This window comes from Streptomyces sp. YIM 130001 (assembly GCF_003574445.1).
Lineage (GTDB): Bacteria > Actinomycetota > Actinomycetes > Streptomycetales > Streptomycetaceae > Streptomyces.
Genome location: NZ_KZ984549.1, coordinates 293,864 through 310,120, shown reverse-complemented (window position 1 = coordinate 310,120; position 16,257 = coordinate 293,864). Strand labels below are relative to the sequence as shown.

Annotated in this window: 16 protein-coding genes; 10 read left to right on the top strand and 6 right to left on the bottom strand. The window is 71.1% G+C overall.

The features are described 5' to 3' along the window. The first annotated feature begins 278 nt into the window (after positions 1 to 278). Entirely contained in the window at positions 279 to 635 is a 357-nt protein-coding gene (locus tag DSC45_RS04525; protein WP_119287307.1) for an ArsR/SmtB family transcription factor, read from the top strand. A gap of 58 nt (positions 636 to 693) precedes the next feature. Continuing rightward, positions 694 to 3,279 (top strand): magnesium-translocating P-type ATPase, encoded by a 2,586-nt coding sequence (gene mgtA, locus DSC45_RS04520; RefSeq protein WP_119287305.1) that lies wholly within the window; start codon positions 694 to 696, stop codon positions 3,277 to 3,279. A gap of 34 nt (positions 3,280 to 3,313) precedes the next feature. Here mgtA and DSC45_RS04515 read toward each other — a convergent pair whose 3' ends face one another. Together DSC45_RS04515 and tatA are read right to left on the bottom strand one after the other, a co-directional pair. Beyond that, positions 3,314 to 3,544, bottom strand: coding sequence for a hypothetical protein (locus DSC45_RS04515; RefSeq protein WP_119287303.1), 231 nt, complete (start codon positions 3,542 to 3,544; stop codon positions 3,314 to 3,316). Positions 3,545 to 3,666: 122 nt separating this feature from the next. Continuing rightward, positions 3,667 to 3,849: a Sec-independent protein translocase subunit TatA gene (gene tatA, locus DSC45_RS04510; protein ID WP_119287302.1), complete on the bottom strand. Its 183-nt coding sequence runs from the start codon at positions 3,847 to 3,849 to the stop codon at positions 3,667 to 3,669. Positions 3,850 to 3,978: 129 nt separating this feature from the next. Here tatA and DSC45_RS04505 point away from each other — a divergent pair, with 129 nt between their 5' ends. Next, positions 3,979 to 5,394 carry an FG-GAP repeat domain-containing protein gene (locus tag DSC45_RS04505; RefSeq protein WP_119287300.1) on the top strand — a complete coding sequence of 472 codons (1,416 nt, stop codon included), beginning with the start codon at positions 3,979 to 3,981 and terminating at the stop codon, positions 5,392 to 5,394. 77 nt (positions 5,395 to 5,471) lie between these two features. Here DSC45_RS04505 and DSC45_RS04500 read toward each other — a convergent pair whose 3' ends face one another. Next, a complete protein-coding gene (locus tag DSC45_RS04500; protein ID WP_119287298.1) occupies positions 5,472 to 5,975 on the bottom strand; it encodes a GbsR/MarR family transcriptional regulator in 504 nt (167 codons plus the stop codon). A gap of 145 nt (positions 5,976 to 6,120) precedes the next feature. Between DSC45_RS04500 and DSC45_RS04495 the strand changes: the two genes are divergently transcribed. From DSC45_RS04495 to DSC45_RS04485, 3 genes are all read left to right on the top strand, one after another. Next, a complete protein-coding gene (locus tag DSC45_RS04495) occupies positions 6,121 to 7,683 on the top strand; it encodes a GMC family oxidoreductase (protein WP_119287296.1) in 1,563 nt (520 codons plus the stop codon). A 70-nt stretch (positions 7,684 to 7,753) separates the two neighbouring features. Then, positions 7,754 to 9,178: an aldehyde dehydrogenase family protein gene (locus DSC45_RS04490; RefSeq protein ID WP_119287294.1), complete on the top strand. Its 1,425-nt coding sequence runs from the start codon at positions 7,754 to 7,756 to the stop codon at positions 9,176 to 9,178. Positions 9,179 to 9,191: 13 nt separating this feature from the next. After that, positions 9,192 to 10,316: a M20 family metallopeptidase gene (locus DSC45_RS04485; RefSeq protein WP_119287292.1), complete on the top strand. Its 1,125-nt coding sequence runs from the start codon at positions 9,192 to 9,194 to the stop codon at positions 10,314 to 10,316. Positions 10,317 to 10,678: 362 nt separating this feature from the next. Here DSC45_RS04485 and DSC45_RS04480 read toward each other — a convergent pair whose 3' ends face one another. Next, positions 10,679 to 10,876, bottom strand: a complete 198-nt coding sequence (locus tag DSC45_RS04480; protein WP_119287290.1) for a hypothetical protein — start codon at positions 10,874 to 10,876, stop codon at positions 10,679 to 10,681. 212 nt (positions 10,877 to 11,088) lie between these two features. On the opposite strand from DSC45_RS04480, the gene DSC45_RS04475 reads away from it, so the two are divergent. Both DSC45_RS04475 and DSC45_RS04470 read left to right on the top strand, forming a co-directional pair. Next, positions 11,089 to 12,342: a cation:proton antiporter gene (locus tag DSC45_RS04475; protein WP_240434457.1), complete on the top strand. Its 1,254-nt coding sequence runs from the start codon at positions 11,089 to 11,091 to the stop codon at positions 12,340 to 12,342. A 71-nt stretch (positions 12,343 to 12,413) separates the two neighbouring features. Beyond that, positions 12,414 to 12,680 (top strand): GlsB/YeaQ/YmgE family stress response membrane protein, encoded by a 267-nt coding sequence (locus DSC45_RS04470; protein ID WP_119287288.1) that lies wholly within the window; start codon positions 12,414 to 12,416, stop codon positions 12,678 to 12,680. A gap of 109 nt (positions 12,681 to 12,789) precedes the next feature. On the opposite strand, the gene DSC45_RS04465 is transcribed toward DSC45_RS04470, so the two are convergent. After that, positions 12,790 to 13,371 carry a TetR/AcrR family transcriptional regulator gene (locus tag DSC45_RS04465; RefSeq protein ID WP_119287286.1) on the bottom strand — a complete coding sequence of 194 codons (582 nt, stop codon included), beginning with the start codon at positions 13,369 to 13,371 and terminating at the stop codon, positions 12,790 to 12,792. A 116-nt stretch (positions 13,372 to 13,487) separates the two neighbouring features. On the opposite strand from DSC45_RS04465, the gene DSC45_RS04460 reads away from it, so the two are divergent. Beyond that, positions 13,488 to 14,585 carry a saccharopine dehydrogenase NADP-binding domain-containing protein gene (locus DSC45_RS04460; protein ID WP_240434456.1) on the top strand — a complete coding sequence of 366 codons (1,098 nt, stop codon included), beginning with the start codon at positions 13,488 to 13,490 and terminating at the stop codon, positions 14,583 to 14,585. A gap of 50 nt (positions 14,586 to 14,635) precedes the next feature. On the opposite strand, the gene DSC45_RS04455 is transcribed toward DSC45_RS04460, so the two are convergent. Then, complete coding sequence (locus DSC45_RS04455; RefSeq protein ID WP_119287284.1) at positions 14,636 to 15,778, bottom strand: XdhC family protein; 1,143 nt, start codon at positions 15,776 to 15,778, stop codon at positions 14,636 to 14,638. A 298-nt stretch (positions 15,779 to 16,076) separates the two neighbouring features. On the opposite strand from DSC45_RS04455, the gene DSC45_RS36775 reads away from it, so the two are divergent. Then, positions 16,077 to 16,205, top strand: coding sequence for an LPFR motif small protein (locus DSC45_RS36775; protein WP_276145440.1), 129 nt, complete (start codon positions 16,077 to 16,079; stop codon positions 16,203 to 16,205). Positions 16,206 to 16,257: the final 52 nt, after the last annotated feature.

Sequence of the window (16,257 nt, the reverse complement as noted above, 5' to 3'; positions counted from 1 at the left end):
GCGGCGACGCCCCCGCGATCCGGGTGGCCGGAGTGGGGGACCGGGCCCTGTGCGGCTCGGTCGTCGACCGCGCGCTTCTTCGCTCGTCCACGGCGGCCCGCGCGTTCCCTCGACCTCACGCACGCCCGGATGCCGGCCGATATGCGCGCCGAGACCTCACCGGACTGCGCGGGCGGGCTCTCGACCGCGCTCTCCCGTTCGATGGCGCACAGCCCGCGCCCTAGACTGGCGCGGTTCGACGACAGGGTTCGCAGGTGTGGCGGAACGGGAGGGCAGCGGTGGTGACGGACGCCGACGGCTTCGACGACCCGTCCGCCGACGTGCTGGCCGAGGCGGCTGCGGCGTTCGGACTGCTCGCGGCGCCCGCGCGGCTGCACATCCTCTGGGCACTCGCGCAGGGAGAGAGCGACGTGTCGCATCTCGCGGAGCGCGTCGGCGGTGCACTGCCGGCAGTCAGCCAGCACCTGACGAAGCTGAAGTTGGCAGGCCTGGTCGGGTCGCGGCGCGAGGGGCGACGGCAGGTCTACTTCGTCGACGATCCCGATGTGGTCACCGTGGTGCGCCTGATGGTCGGCCAGCTCTCCGACCGCGCTGCACCCGCAGCGCCGGGCCGCCTCCGTGACGTCGGCGCCTGACACTGCCCGCGGTGCCCCCGGTCGTGACACCCGGCGGCGGGCAGGGGCGGACAACGGCATGCGGGACGAGGCGTTCCTGGATCAAGGTGTCGCGGGGCTCACCACACTGCAGACACTGCGCGCGATGGATAGCGGCCCGCGGGGGCTGGTGGAGAGCGAGGCCGAGGAGCGGCTCGCGCGCTGGGGTGAGAACGTGGCGCCGGCCTGGCGCGGCACGTCCAGGTCCCGGCTGTTCGTGCGCGGCCTGCGTGATCCGTTCACCGCGGTGCTCCTGTGCCTCGGTGTGGCGTCGGCGTCGGTGGCGTACTGGGGAACGGCCTGTGTGACCGTACTCCTGGTGCTGGTCAGCTGTGCGCTGCGGGCCGCCGGCGAGTACCGCGCCGACCGGTCGATGGTGGCCCTGCGTGAACTGGTCGCCACCACCACGACCGTGCTGCGCCGAGCCGATGCCGAGGGGCCGCCCGCGGCCCGGGAGGTGCCGGTCGGTCAACTGGTGCCGGGCGATGTGATCCGCATCGGTCCCGGCGACGTCGTACCGGCCGATGTGCGACTGCTGCGTGCCGGCGGGCTCAGGGTGCAACAGGCGTTCTTCACGGGCGAGTCGGCTCCGCTCGCCAAGCATCCGGTCGACGTGCCCCGTGCGGTGGGACCCGAGCTGTTCGCGCAGGCCCAGGTGTGTTTCCAGGGCAGCAGCGTGGCGTCCGGCAGTGGCACGGCCGTGGTACTCGCCACGGGCGCGCGCACCCGGTTCGCCTCCGTACGCCGGGAGCCCGGACGGCGCGAGCGCAGTGCGTTCGACCGGACGGTGCACGGTGTGGCCTGGGCGCTGATCCGGTTCATGCTGATCACCCCGCCGCTGGTGCTGATGGCGGGTGCCGCGCTGCGCGGTCGCGGCCTGGAGACGCTGCCGTTCGCGGTGGCCGTGGCGGTCGCGCTGACTCCGGAGACGTTGCCGGTCATCGTCACGACCAGTCTGGCGCGCGGGGCCGCATTCCTGGCCCGCACCCATGGGGTGATCGTCCGGAGGCTGCCCGCACTGCACGACATCGGCGCGGTGGATGTGCTGTGCCTCGACAAGACCGGAACGCTCACCCAGGACCGTCCCGTGTTCGACCGCGCTCTCGACGCGTCAGGCCGTGACGATCCCGAGGTGCTGCACTGGGCCGCGGTCAACGCCTGGTGGACACTCCAACTCGCCGAACTCCCGGCGCCCGACGCTCTGGACGAGGCGGTCCTGGACGCGGCCGACGACGACGCACCGCTGCGGTACGACGGCGTGTCCGCCGACCCCTTCGACCCCGTACGCCGGGTCGCCACCGCGGTGGTGGCCGAGCCGGGCCGCCTCGGCACCCGCACCGTGATCGTCAAGGGCTCCGTGGAGCACGTACTGGAACGGTGTGTGCTGGACGGCGAGGAACGCGAGCGGCTGCTCGGACTCGCCGCCCGCGAGGCCGGCCGCGGTCTGCGGCTGCTCGCCGTGGCCCGTGCCGAACGCCCCGTCGCCCGCCGGGACCGCACGCCGGCCGATCCGCGCGGTCTGACCTTCCTCGGGCTGCTCACCTTCCGTGATGCGCTGACCCCGTCCGCCGCCGAAGCTCTCGCGGTGCTGGCCGGTCGGGGAGTCGAGGTGAAGGTGCTCACCGGCGACCACCCGGGCACCGCGGCGCGCGTCTGCCGTGAGCTGGGTCTGGAGCCCGGCGACGTACTGACCGCCGACCGCATCGACACGCTCCTCGACGACGAACTCGCCGCCCTGGCCGACCGGACCCGCGTGTTCGCCCGGTGCACACCCGAGCACAAGGCCCGGGTCGTCGGTGCGCTGCGCGGCGTGGGGCACACCACCGGCTTCCTCGGCGACGGGGTCAACGACCTGCCCGCCCTGCACGCCGCTGACGTCGGGATCTGCCCCCGCGACGCCGTCGACGTGGCGCGGGAACGCGCCGATGTCGTGCTCGCGGAGAAGGACCTGACCGCCATCGACCACGCGATCGGCGCGGGCAGGCACTCGAGCGGCAACGTCGCCAGCTATCTGCGCGCCACCCTCTCCTCCAACCTCGGCAACGTCATCGCGATGCTCGTCGCGGGCCTGCTCCTGCCGTTCCTGCCGATGCTTCCGGCGCAGGTCCTCATCCAGAACCTGTGTTTCGACTCGGCCCAACTGGCCTTCGCCTACGACCGACCGGACGCATCGGTACTGCACCGGCCGACGGTGCTGCGGCCGCGTCGTCTGCTGCGCTTCGTCACCGGCTTCGGACTGCTCAACGCCGTCGCGGACCTCGCGACCTTCGCCGTCCTCGTCCTGACCGTCCCCGACACCCTCGGGATGCAGGGCGCGGACACCTTCCACTCGGGATGGTTCACCGAGAACCTGCTCACGCAGGCGCTGGTGATGGTGTTGCTGCGCACCGGGCTCCGCGGCTTCGGCCGCCGCCGCTTGGGGCCGGTCGGGGCCGCTGCCGCTGTGCTGGCCCTCATCGGCGTGCTGCTGCCGCTCACGCCGCTGGGCACGGCTCTCGGCATGGTCGCCCTGCCCTCGCTGTACTACCTGCTGCTGGCCGCCGTCCTCTGCCTGTACGCGGTGGGCCTTGCGGTGGCCAGGGACCGTTACGAGCAGCGGGACGCCGAGCGCGGTGGCGGACGCTGAGGGGCGCAGGGAGGGCAGTCCGTTCGCTGCTGCGTCAGGGGCTGACGCCGTCGAAGCCGTACCGCAGTGGCTCGCGCTTCACCGTCCAGTCGAGGCGGTACACGTGAAGCGCCACCACCTGCGCATCGCTGCCGGGGCTCGCGACCTGGCACGGATAGCTCACCTGCAGTGTCCGCGGCCGGTCGGACACCCGTACCTGCAATCCATCGGCCGGACCGCCGGCCAGTACGGCGGCCTCCCAACTGGTCGAACCAGGAGATTCCATGCGGCGACTTTAACAGTTGCGCAAACGTTGAAGTCATGGGATCCCTGCGGGTGTTCCGTCCGGTCGCAGCGCATCGGCCGGTGCGTGGGCCGTCCGTCGCGGCGGCGGTGGGCCGCGCACGGTCAGCGTGCGCTGTCGGAGTCCGCGTCGCTCTCCTTGCGCATCGCGCGCGTCTCGCTCTTGAGGATGCGCAGCGACTTCCCAAGGGAACGGGCGGTGTCCGGCAGCCTCTTCGATCCGAACACCACGATGACCACCAGGGCCAGGATCAGTAGATGCCAGGGCGTCACCATGTTGCGGAGCATTCCGTTGGCCCCTTTCCTTCGCCGGCGTGGCGGCTCTCGTCGAGCTCGCCGTGACCGCCAATGATTGCGTGATTGCGCAACTGTACAAGCTACGGGGGTGTCGTCCCGGGGCTGGGCTAGGCTGCGGCGATGCGAGATGGACGAATACGCGGGGCCGTGATCCTGACTGCCGTGCTGGTTCTGTGCGCGACGGCTGTCGGCTGCGACGACTCCACGGAGGACGACCGGCGCCCGGCGGGAAAGGGTCAGGCGCGTCTCGCCGGTGCCCCGGATTTCGACGGGGACGGATACGAGGACGCCGCCGTGGTGGTGACCGGCAGCAAGGGTGCCGGCCTGGACCCGGACTATGGGCCGGTCGTCGTCTTCCGCGGTGGCCCGCAGGGCCCGCGTCCCACGGGCAAGCCGCTGATCGCGGGCAGCGGCCACCGGGAGAACGGCTTCCTCGAAGAGGGGTTCATGTCCGACCTGACCGCGGACCTGAACGGCGACGGCTTCACCGACCTGGTCCTGCACCAGCGGGTGCCTGTCCCCGGCACCGAGGACAACCAGGAACAGGGTGCCCGTACGGTCGTCTTCCACGGCGGCAAGGACGGCCTGTCCAGGAAATCCGTCAGGCTGCGCGCCCCCGGCGATGATCCTGAGCACCCCTTTGTGGCCGCGGGAGCCGGGGACTTCGACGGTGACGGTCATGCGGACCTGTACGGGGACGGAACGGTCCTCAGGGGGCCGTTCGACTCCCACGGCAAGCCGAAAGCATCCCACCGCCTGTCCGATCGGGAGCTGTCCGCGTCCACGAGGTCCACAGTCGCCGACTTCGACGGGGACGGCCGCATGGACGTCCTTGTCCACAGCGACTACGCCGAGGAGGCCGACGTCGTCGAGGAAGACCGGCGGTCGGTGCGCTATCTCCGCGGCACGCCGGGGCACGGCCTGGAGGAAGTCGGCGAGTTGAGCCGGCGGTTGAGTGAGGCGGTCGGCGGCAAGGGCAGTGCAGCCCATGCGGGTGTTGACGTCGACGGCGACGGATTTCCCGACCTGATTCCGCCCCGCCCGAGCGACGAGGGCGGGGGCAAGTACCTGCGCGGCGGACCGGACGGCTTCCGCTCCGGCACGTCGCGGCTGGCACTCGACCTAGACTCCTCGACCATCGGCACCCACGTGATCCAGGGGAACGTCACCTCGGCGTACGCGCGCAACCTCGTCGTCGACGTCGAACAGGGCTCGACCGACCAGCAGGGCCACCTCCAACTGGTGCGCCTGACCGGCAAGGGATCCGCCGTCACGATGACCGCGCTGCAGACCGTCGACATGAACACGGACGGCATCCCCGGTGACGTCTTCGAGTCCGACATCGGCAAGCGCGACCGCTTCGCCGACGACCTGCGGGTACTGGACGCCGACCATGACGGCAACGACGACGTCCTGGTCTTCGAGCCGTACACCGCCAAGGGCCGCTACGGCGGAATCTGGTTCCTGTCCGGAAGCAAGGACGGCCTGAGTACTCGCGGCGTGCACCGGTACACCTTGGACGAGCTCGGGTTGTGAGCTCGGCACGCCACCCCCGCGCATCGGCTGATTCCAGCTCGCTGTACGAGAGTTGACGGGTCCTCAGGCCGTGCGCTCTACGCGACCGGTCCTCGGGGGCGCGCCTCCTGGGTGCGGACGTACTCCGCCAGGAGTGACTCGAGGCTGTGGACCATGAAGCCGTAGTACTCGCGCATATCGCCGAGGCGCTCGCGCTGGACCTGCGGCACTGCGGCCGCCTGTCCCTGCGCGCGTTCGGCGAGATCGCGAAGTTGGGTCATCGAGTCGACGACGTGCTGGAGGCAGCCGACCCAGGCGTCGTCGCGCCAGCGGTAGACGAAGTGCCGTTGTCCCGGCGCCTTGTACCGCTCGACCGTGCCGTTGGCGATGAGCAGGCGCGTGGTCTCCGAGGCGGATCCCTTGCTCGCCTCGAGAGCGCTCTGGAGCTGGGTCAGCGTGAGCGGCTCGTCGCTCATCATCAGCAGGCCCGCGGCCCGGCCCGCCAGGGGAGGCCAGCCCATGGCGCGGCCGATGTGAATGCCGAACTCCTCGACGAGCGAGTCGCGCGCGCCGATGTCACCGCCCGCCTCCGCCTCGGACACGGAACCTCCCGAAGGTCAGTGAAAAATGAATATTCAGTCTTGACTGAACGTACGGCGGGCCTGAGAGTACCAGTAGCACCGGTCGGGGGCCCTTTGGTCGGTAGCGCGAGCCACGGCTGATCACCCTATGGCGGGAGACGCGAGTATGACGAGCAGCAGCTGGGATGTCATCGTCGTCGGGGCAGGGTCCGCGGGGGCCGCGCTCGCCGTGCGCTCCGCGGAGCAGGGCAAGCGGGTTCTGCTCCTCGAGGCCGGCCCCGACTACCGGTCGGCGCAGATGCACGAAGCGTGGCGCTCACCCAATCCGGCGGTCGCCCTGACGGACCCGACCGCGGCCCAGGGGATGGTCTGGACGGGACTGAACTCCTCCCGTACGGACAGGCAGCAGCAGGCGCCGTACTGGCGCGGCCGCGGAGCCGGCGGCAGCTCGTCGGTCAACGGACAGATCGCGATCCGGCCACCGATGGCGGACTTCGAGGACTGGGCGGCCCTCGGCTGCACGGGATGGTCGCCGAAGGACGTGCTGCCGTACTTCGCGAAGCTGGAGGACGACGAACGCTTCGGCGACGAGCCGTACCACGGCCGTGGCGGCCCCACGCCCATCCACCGGATGCGGCAGGCGGATTGGGGTGGCGTCGACACCGCCCTGTCCAAGTCGGCCCTCGCCGCCGGTTTCGGCTGGGCCGAGGACGTCAACGCCCCTACCGCGACCGGAGTTTCGCCCTACCCGATCAACTCCCGTGACGGCCGCCGGGTATCGGTCAACGACGCGTACCTGGAACAGGCCCGTGGCCTCGACACCCTCACCGTTCAGGGCGATGCACTGGTCGACCGCGTGCTCTTCGACGGGAACCGGGCGGTAGGAGTGCAACTCCTCGTCGACGGGCGGGCGATGACCGAGCATGCCGAAACCGTCGTGCTCAGCGCCGGTGTCATCCACTCTCCGGCGATCCTCATGCGGTCGGGCATCGGCCCTGCGGAACACCTGCGCCGGCTCGGTGTCGACGTACGGCACGACCTTCCGGTGGGCCGGGGCATGCAGGACCATCCGATGGCGCTGGTGTCCATCCCGTTGACCGAAGCAGCGGCCGTCACCTCGCCGCACGACCGCCACACGAACGTCTGCGTCCGCTGGACCAGCGGAGCCGGTGCCCCGGAACACGACCTGATGTTCGTCTCGCTCAACCAGAACGTGCTGGCCATGGCGAGCGCGTCGACCAGCACCAGCGCCGGGGCGTTCGGTGTCTGGCTGAACCACAACTACGCGCGGGGCGTGCTGACTCTGGCCTCCGCCGACCCGTCGGACCAGCCGCTGGTACGCCAGCGGATGCTCTCCGACGACCGCGACCTGGCCCGTATGCGCACCGGGATACGCGCACTGGCCGACCTCGCGCGGCGGCCGGAAACCGCTGATATCACCCAGGGATCCCTGGAACGCGAGAACGCGGCCCTGTTCTCCGCGCTGGACAACGACAGCGCACTGGACGACCACCTGCTGGCCACCGTCGGGGACGCGCAGCACGGCACCAGTACGTGCCGCATGGGCGCGGCCGACGCTCCTGACACGGTCGTCGACAGCGAGTGCCGTGTCCTCGGCGTGGACGGCCTGCGCGTGGTCGACGCCTCGGTCTTCCCCTCGGTGCCGAGGGCGAACACCAACCTGGCCACGATCATGGCCGGTGAGCTCATGGCCGACCGTCTCGGCTGACCCGTCCATCGACCCCCACGGGCCGTGGGCGATGCGGAACCCGCACCCGTGTATGAAGGAGAGCCTCCCGATGAAGACCTTGCAGATCCTGATCGGCGGTGTCTGGGAGGACTCCCGGAGCGACGCGCTGCTCGACGTCGTCAACCCCGCGACCGAGGAGGTCGTCGCCCGGACTCCCGCCGGCTCCGAGGACGATGTCGACCGCGCCGTCGCGGCCGCGGTGCGGGCACAGCCCGCCTGGGCTGCACTGTCCGTGGCCGAGCGGGTGGCGCGGATCTCCGCCTGGGCGGACGTCATCGCCGAGCACGCCGACGAGTTGGCGGAACTCGAGTGCCGGGAGATGGGCAAGCCGGTCGGTCTCGGCCGCACGTTCATCGAGGGAGCAGTCGCCGGACTCAAGGCGTCCGCTGCCGAGGCACAGGCGTACGGCTTCGAGGAGACCGTCGCCCAGGGAGACGGCGGTACGACCAGGATCCTTCGCCGGCCGCTGGGCGCGACCGCGGTGATCACGCCCTGGAACTTCCCCGTCCCCATGGTGCTCGGCGCGCTCGGCCCGCTGCTCGCGGCCGGCAACACGGTGGTCGTCAAGCCCTCGGAACGCTCTCCGCTGTCGACCGTGCGGCTCTTCGAGCTGCTGAACCTGCCGCCCGGCGCGGCGAATCTGGTACTCGGCGACGCGCGCGCCGGAGCGCCGCTGGCCGAGCACGAGCAGATCCAGCTCGTGCACTTCACCGGATCCGTCGACTCCGGCCGCAAGGTCGGCGCCGCCACCGGGCGGCTGCTGCACCGGTCGGTGCTCGAGCTCGGCGGCAAGGACCCCGTGGTCGTCGACGCGGACGTCGACCCGAAGGCGACAGCGGCGGCCGTCGCCTTCGGCGCCTTCATCAACACCGGGCAGATCTGCACCTCCATGGAACGGATCTACGTCCACCAGGACATCGCCGACGCGTTCGTCGAGGCTCTGGTCGAGGCGGCGGGAACGTATGCCCTGGGTGACGGTCACGACGAGGGCGTCATGATGGGCCCGCTCGTCGACGAAGGGCAGCGCGAGACCGTCCGGCGGCACGTCGCGGACGCGGTCGCACGCGGTGCGACGATCCGGGCGGGCGGGGTCGAGCCGGACGGAAAGGGCTACTTCTACCCGGCCACCGTGCTGACCGGCGTCGACGAGTCGATGCTCGTCATGACCGAGGAGACATTCGGGCCGCTCGCCCCCGTCGTGGTCGTCGCCTCCTTCGAAGAAGGGCTCGAGCGAGCCGCAGGATCCCGCTTCGGCCTCGGCGCGACGGTCTACACCGACGACCCCGGCCACATGGACGCGTCCGCCCGGATCCCCGCAGGCGTCGTCTGGGTCAACCAGTGGCAGGGAGGCGGTCCCGAGCGCCTCTACGAACCGGCCGGTGACAGCGGCATGGGCGCCACGGGCGCGAGCGCGGCCTACGACGCCGCCACCCGCCCGGTCTCCGTCCACATCGCCGCCCGCCCCGCGTCCTGAGAGCGCCACCGCCATGTCACCCAAGAATCAGATCGAACGCCGGATCCGTCGGGCCGAACGCGCTCTGGTGGACCTCTCCCACCGCATCCACACCTATCCCGAGCTCGCATTCGAGGAAGTACGAGCCAGCGCCTGGGTCGCCGACCGACTGAGCGAGGCCGGATTCGCCGTCCAGCACGGCTGCTACGGCCTGCCCACCGCCGTCCGCGCCACCGTCGGCTCCGGGCCGCGGCACATCGCGATCTGCGCCGAGTACGACGCACTGCCGGACATCGGCCACGCCTGCGGACACAACGTCATCGCCGCCGCCGCAGTCGGTGCCGGACTCGGCCTCGCCGACCTGGCCGACGACCTCGGCCTCACGGTCACCGTGCTCGGGACACCGGCGGAGGAGGGCGGCGGCGGCAAGGTCCTGATGCTCGAACGCGGAGCATTCGCGGGAGTCGACGCGGCGATGATGGTGCATCCCGCAGCCGTCGAGATGGCGGCGATGCCGGGATCGGCCATCGCCATGTTCGACGTCCACTACCAGGGGACCCCCGCGCACGCGGGCGCCTATCCGGAACGCGGTGTCAACGCCGCGGACGCCCTGACCGTCGCCCAGGTCGCCATCGGACTGCTGCGCCAGCAGACCACGAGCGCCGACCGTATCCAGGGCATCGTCACCGATGCGGGCAGCGCGGCGAACGTCATCCCGGATGCCGGCCGAGGCCGATGGATCGTCCGCTCGGACACCGTCGAGGCACTCGAACCGCTCAAAGCACGGGTACTGCGCTGCTTCGAGGCGGGGGCACTGGCGACCGGATGTGAACTGACCACGGTCCCGGCCGGACCCGACTACGCCGATATGCGCCCCGACGCACGGCTGTTGGCGTTGTACCGGGCCAACGCCGAAGCCCTCGGCCGGACCTTCCCCGATCTGAACGGCGGGCCCGCGGTCGGAGCCGCCACCGACATGGGCAACGTCTCTCATGCCGTACCCGCCATCCACCCCATGCTCGGACTGGACTGCGCACCGGCGGCCAACCACCAGCCCGAGTTCACCGCGGCGTGCATCACTCCGACCGCCGACCGGGCCGTCATCGACGGCGCCATCGCGATGGCTTGGACGGCTGCGGACCTCGCCACGGCCCGCTAGCCGAACGGGCGCCGCGGACGGGGACGGTCCTGGCAGGAGTCCTCTCCCCGACAAGGCCGCGGCTGTTCCTTCCGCGGTGCGTCCGACACGGGACACGGTCGTGGACTTGCGTTCCTCGTCGGGCGCCAGGAACGTCCCGCGTACACGGCGGGCGCCTGCTCGGCTGCCCCGATCGGCGAGTCGGCGGCCGAGTTGTTGCTCACACGTATGCGCGGCGCCCCGGTCGACGCCCTGCGCCGGGACGTGGGCCGCAAGGTCGTCCCCCGCGAACGCACCCGAATCGCCCGGGACTTGGCGAGAGTGTCAGTCCGGTCCAGCGGACCACACAGCTCGGCAGCCGACGGCCACTTCAGGTGACTCGGTCACGCGGGACCGGCCGCGCCGCGCACATCGTCCTGCCGCACCCACTGAGCGTCCTCGTCCGAAGCGGAGTACGCGGGCAATACCTTGATCCAGGGCCCGTCGGCGCGCTGTTCACGCTCCTGGACCTGGCCGACGACCCAGCGCGCCAGTCCGTAGGTGTCACGTCCGGCCCGGAATTCCACACGGTCCTCATCCATGCCGGGACGCTAACACCGCACCTTCCCGCCGGTCTCCTGAACCGTTCTGCCGTTCTGCCGTTCTGCCGCGCTGTCCCACCGGGACCCGGACAGCCGGGACCGTACCGCCGCCTGCCGCGCCCCGGCGTGATCCTCGGCGCCTGCGGGGGAGTCGGCGGGGCGGGACGGGGAACTCGTCGGCGTAACGACGACCGCGAGGAGTGGTGCCGCCGATGGAATTGACCGCTGCAGACGTGGGATACGCCTGCTTGGGGGTCGGCGCTCTGCTCGCCGCCGTACTGCCCAGGCTGGTGGCGCGGCAGCCGATGTCCATGCCGATGGTCTTCCTGGCGGTGGGATTCCTCGTGTACGTGCTCCCCACCGGCCTGCCCGAGCTGGATCCCGTCGGCGATCGGGTGTGGGTGGAGCACCTCACCGAGGTGTGCGTGATCGTCGCCCTGATGGGTGCCGGTCTGGCCATCAACAGACCCTTCGGCAGGCGCACCTGGTCCACCACCTGGCGCCTGCTCGGCATCACGATGCCGCTGTCCGTCCTGGCCGCCGGACTCGTCGCCTGGGGTCTCCTCGACTGGCCGCCGGCCGTCGCTCTGCTGCTCGGCGCGGTCCTGGCACCGACCGACCCCGTTCTCGCGGCGGAGGTACGTGTCGGAGAACCGACCGACGCCGAGAACGACGAGGACGAAGTGCGCTTCGCCCTCACCAGCGAAGCCGGTCTCAACGACGGTCTCGCCTTCCCGTTGGTCCTGGCGGCCCTGGCGATGTTCGCCGCGTCGCAGACGGGCTGGTCCGCCGCGTGGGTGGGCCACTGGCTGTGGAGCGACGTGGCCCTACGCGTCACGGCCGGGGTGGTCGTGGGCCTGCTGGTGGGCCGGCTGCTCGGATGGATGTTCTTCCGCGCGGGCTGGGAGGCACTCCGGTTGTCCGAACACCGGGAAGGGTTCGTAGCGCTGGCCGCGACCTTCGTCTCGTACGGTCTCGCCGAAGTGCTGCAGGGGTACGGGTTCCTCGCCGTCTTCACGACAGCCTGCGCGATCCGCTCGGCGGAGCATGCCCACGGGTACCAAGTGGTGATGCACACCTTCATGGAACAGGTGGAGAGGCTGCTCACGGCCGGTGTGCTCTTCCTCGTCGGAGGGTTCATCGCCTCCGGTGGGCTTTCCGGCCTCTCCTGGGGCAGCGCGCTGACCGCAGTGCTGGTTCTTCTCGTGATCCGTCCGGCGACGGGCTGGATCGCCCAGTTGCGCGGGAAGACTGCACGCAAGGAGCGGGCTGTGACCGCCGTGTTCGGCATCCGCGGCATCGGGTCCTTCTTCTACCTGGCGTATGCGCTGGGCCACGACAGACAACTCGGTTCGTTCGGCGAGGAGTTGTGGGCGGTGGTGACGTTCGTCGTGCTTCTGTCGGTCGTCCTGCACGGGGCCGCGGCGGCGCCCGTACTGCGACGCCTGGACCGATCCGGCCATTGACGGCACCGTCCCGGCTATCGCGGGACCGTACGGGTACTCGGTTGCCGGACCACGTCGACCGAGGGGCAGCAATGGAGATTTCGGGTTTGATCAGTGCCATTCTCATCGGCATCGTCATCGGTGTACTGGGCCGCCTGGTGATCCCGGGACGGCAGCGCATCGGCATCCTGTGGACCATCGTGGTCGGCATCGTGGCGGCCCTGATCGGGACGGCCGTCGCGGCCGGCCTGGGGGTGGCGAACACCGACGGGCTCGACTGGGGCGAATGGCTCATTCAGATAGCTCTGGCGGGCTTGGGCGTCTACGCACTGGACCGGGTGAAGGTGCGCCGGCGCTGACACTCCGGCCCGTGGGGCGGAGCGCCCGACCTCCGGGCGTCAGCCTTGCGGTCAGAACGCGGACCGTGAACTCGGGTCTGTGGCGCGGGACTCAGGGGCGCAGCGGACGTCAGCCTTGCGCCTGTCCCTCGCCCCCCGCCGCGTCTCGAAACGATGCGGTGGCCGCGTCGAGGCACGTGACGAAGTCCGACTGCCGGTCCCCGTCGAGCCACTGGTCGAAGGCGTTCTGGAAGATGAGTGCGGCGATCTGCGCCGTGAGGTGAGCGCGCTGGGGTTCGGTGCCGCGTTCCCGCAGTGCATCGCGGATCGCGGCGGTGACGGCGGCGTGTTTGGTGCGCTCGCGCTCCTGGAGTTCCGCGCTGGTACGGATCACGGCGCGGCGATCGGCGGCGTGATCCAGGCGGGCGGTGAGCTGGGATCCGACGTCGGCGAAGGCCTGCAGAGCGGTGGCCAACGGCGTCGAGGTGTCCGTGGCGTCGAGGACGGCCTGACGTAGGGCGACGGGAAGGCGCTCGGAGCCGACGAAGAGCACTTCACGTTTGTCGGGGAAGTAGCGGAAGTACGAGCGCCGGGTGATGCCGGCGCGCTCGGCGATCTGCGTCACGGTCACGCTGTCGTAGCCGAGCTCGGAGTACAGCTCCAGCGCTGCCTTGAAGAGGCGATCCTGCGTGCCCGGGTCCCATCTCGCCATGGGGGCGACCCTAACAAATGATGTCTCACTGTGTCGTCGGTGCTAGCCTGAGTGATGACACAGTGAGACATCACGCGGGATCGGCCTTCACCGGACGGTCTCCGGGAGGAGAAACCATGGCGAGCAACATGCCCGGCGGCGGGCGCAGCGGTGAGGTGTGGATCCTGGGCGCCACCGGCCGCATCGGCTCCACCGTCGCTGCCGACCTGGCCGCCCGCGGGGTCCCGCTCGCGCTGGTCGGCCGCCACCGCGAGCGCCTGGACGAGGTCCGGGCGCGCCTCGGCCCGAGCGGCACCGTGAAGATCGTGGTCGCCGCCACCACCGAAGCGATGGCCGAAGAGATCCGCAGGCAACGCCCGGCCGTCGTGATCAACACCATCGGCGAGTACGCCGCGACAGCCCGGGCCCTCGCCCGCGCCGCCATGCCGGGCGGACACTATGTCGACCTGGCCGCCGACCTCGCCGCGATCAGCCGACTGCTCGACCTGGACCAAGAGGCCGAAGCCGCGGGCAGCACGCTGGTGACCGGCGCCGGATTCGGCGTCCTCGCCACAGAGGCCCTCGTCGTCAAACTCTGCGAGGACCGCGACGCTCCCCGCCAGGTCCGAGTCGACGCCGTGGCATCGGTGGCGATGGAGGCAGGCCCTGTCGGCACCGCCTTCGCCGCCAGCATGGTGGACGGGCTGGCCGGAGGCGGACGGCGCTACGCGAGCGGCCGACTGGTCGAGACCCGACTCGGCAGCGACATCCAGCACCTCACACTCCCCGACGGAGACAAGACGAAGACGGCCGGCGCCCCGCAGGGCGAACTCATCGCCGCGCAGCGCGCCAGCAACGCCCCCGACGTCACGGTCACTTCGGGACTGGCTCCCACCGGCAGGGTCGTCCGAGCACTCCTTCCGCTGGCCCGGAAGCTGCTGTCTCTCCCCGCGCTGCGCAACTTCGCCGTCCGTCGGATCGCCGGGCTCAAGGTCAAGGCGGCCCCCCGCCCCCGTCGGCACTCCTGGGGGCACGCCGTGATCACCTGGCCCGACGGAACCCGGCGCGAGGGCTGGCTGCGCGCCGACGACGGCATGGACTACACCGCTCGCGTCGCCGCCGAAACGGCCCTCGGTCTCGCCCGCGGCGAGGGCAAGCCCGGCGCCTCCTGCCCCGCGGCCGCGCTCGGCCCCGACCTGGCCGTCGCCGCCGGCGGCACGTTCGTCCTCGACTGAGCCCGGGTGGGGGAGTGCCGCGTGAAGTCCCCGCCGTCACCGCGCGGACCTCATGCGGTCGCGGACGTCCGTCGGCTCGCCCCGTCACGGTGGATCGGCGTGGGTACGTCCGTGAGAGAGGTACCGGTGCCGCCCTCACGCGCGGCGACCATCTCCGCGACGATGGACACCGCCGTCTCCTCGGGCGTACGCGCGCCCAGGTCCAGGCCGATGGGGGACCTCAGCCGCGCCAGCTCCGCGGCGGTCACGCCGGCCTCCCGCAGGCACGTGGCGCGCTCCGCGTGGGTGCGCCGTGACCCCATGGCGCCGACGTACGCCACCGGAAGGCGCAGTGCCAGTTCAAGCAGGGGCACGTCGAACTTCGCGTCGTGCGTCAGGACGCACAGCGCCGTGCGGGCGTCCACGGTGGTGCGAGCCAAGTACTCCTGCGGCCATTCGACGACGATCTCGTCCGCGTCCGGGAAGCGGTCCTCCGTGGTGAACACGGGGCGGGCGTCGCACACCGTCACGTGGTATCCGAGGAACTTGCCGACGCGTACCAGAGCCGCCGCGAAGTCGATCGCGCCGAACACGATCAGACGCGGGGGCGGGGTCGACGACTCGATCAGCACAGTGAGCGGCTCCCCGCAGCGCGAGCTGTCCGCGCCGACGTTCCACGTGCCGGTACGGCCCATGGCCAGGAAGGAACCGGCCTCCACCGCGGTCGTCAGGTCCAGGTCGGGGTGTGCGCCGAAGCCGCCCGCGGGCGAGCCGTCCGGGCGGACCACGAGCGCTCGGTCCAGCAGTTCGGCCGGCCCGCTCGCGACCCGTGCCACCGCCACGGCCTCCCTCTGCGAGGCGGCGGCGAGCGCGGTGGCGAGGACGGGGCGGGCCGCGTCGCCCATCCGCACCGGCGCGACGTGAACGTCGATCGTTCCGCCACAGGTCAGACCTACCGCGAAAGCATCGTCGTCGCCGTACCCGAAGCACTGCAGGACGACTTCGCCCTCCGCCAGCGCCTGGACGCACAGCTCGTACACGGCCCCTTCCACGCAGCCACCCGACACCGAACCGATCACCGCGCCCCGGGAGTCGACCGCCAGCGAGGCACCGGACCGGCGTGGAGCGCTGCCGCTCACCGATACGACCGTGGCGACTGCGAAGTCACGCCCCTGCTCGACCCATCGGTGGAGTTCTGCGGCGATGTCCAGCATCTGACGTCTCCTTGCAGGGGCCTCGGTAGCGGGAGGCGGTACGCGGACTTGACCGAGGACGCCGCGAGGTGACCGACACGGCCTGCTCAGTCACCGACATTCTCCGGCCCGGCCGGGCGTCTGTCAGAACGGCCGGGGCTTCCGGATGGCGCCGCGCCACGCGGGTACCCGCCGGGCCCGGACGTCGACGGCCGACGGGGCGAAGGCTTGGCGGAGCAAGGTTCCGCCGACCTCGGCCGATCGGCCGGACGTACCAGCCGAACGAGCACCGTCCTAACGGCTCCTGGAGGAACCACCCATGCTGAAAGCCGTCGCCGACGTCGTACGCGCCATCGGTGGCGCCATCGCCACCGTCGTCACCCTGCCCTTCCGCGCCGTGGCCCGACTCTTCTCAGGCGCATCGGACAGCGCCCACGGCCGGCACTGACCGCTGCTCGCCGCCACCGACCTGGTTCGGCGGCATGGGTCCGTCACGTATG

Excerpts from the sequence above, each read along its gene's own strand:
- DSC45_RS04460 (WP_240434456.1), top strand. The coding sequence starts at position 13,488 with ATGGCGAGCAACATGCCCGGCGGCGGGCGCAGCGGTGAGGTGTGGATC.
- DSC45_RS04490 (WP_119287294.1), top strand. The coding sequence starts at position 7,754 with ATGAAGACCTTGCAGATCCTGATCGGCGGTGTCTGGGAGGACTCCCGG.
- mgtA (WP_119287305.1), top strand. The coding sequence starts at position 694 with ATGCGGGACGAGGCGTTCCTGGATCAAGGTGTCGCGGGGCTCACCACA.
- DSC45_RS04495 (WP_119287296.1), top strand. The coding sequence starts at position 6,121 with ATGACGAGCAGCAGCTGGGATGTCATCGTCGTCGGGGCAGGGTCCGCG.
- DSC45_RS04505 (WP_119287300.1), top strand. The coding sequence starts at position 3,979 with ATGCGAGATGGACGAATACGCGGGGCCGTGATCCTGACTGCCGTGCTG.
- DSC45_RS36775 (WP_276145440.1), top strand. The coding sequence starts at position 16,077 with ATGCTGAAAGCCGTCGCCGACGTCGTACGCGCCATCGGTGGCGCCATC.
- tatA (WP_119287302.1), bottom strand. The coding sequence starts at position 3,849 with ATGCTCCGCAACATGGTGACGCCCTGGCATCTACTGATCCTGGCCCTG.
- DSC45_RS04475 (WP_240434457.1), top strand. The coding sequence starts at position 11,089 with ATGGAATTGACCGCTGCAGACGTGGGATACGCCTGCTTGGGGGTCGGC.
- DSC45_RS04485 (WP_119287292.1), top strand. The coding sequence starts at position 9,192 with ATGTCACCCAAGAATCAGATCGAACGCCGGATCCGTCGGGCCGAACGC.
- DSC45_RS04515 (WP_119287303.1), bottom strand. The coding sequence starts at position 3,544 with ATGGAATCTCCTGGTTCGACCAGTTGGGAGGCCGCCGTACTGGCCGGC.
- DSC45_RS04455 (WP_119287284.1), bottom strand. The coding sequence starts at position 15,778 with ATGCTGGACATCGCCGCAGAACTCCACCGATGGGTCGAGCAGGGGCGT.
- DSC45_RS04480 (WP_119287290.1), bottom strand. The coding sequence starts at position 10,876 with ATGGATGAGGACCGTGTGGAATTCCGGGCCGGACGTGACACCTACGGA.
- DSC45_RS04470 (WP_119287288.1), top strand. The coding sequence starts at position 12,414 with ATGGAGATTTCGGGTTTGATCAGTGCCATTCTCATCGGCATCGTCATC.
- DSC45_RS04465 (WP_119287286.1), bottom strand. The coding sequence starts at position 13,371 with ATGGCGAGATGGGACCCGGGCACGCAGGATCGCCTCTTCAAGGCAGCG.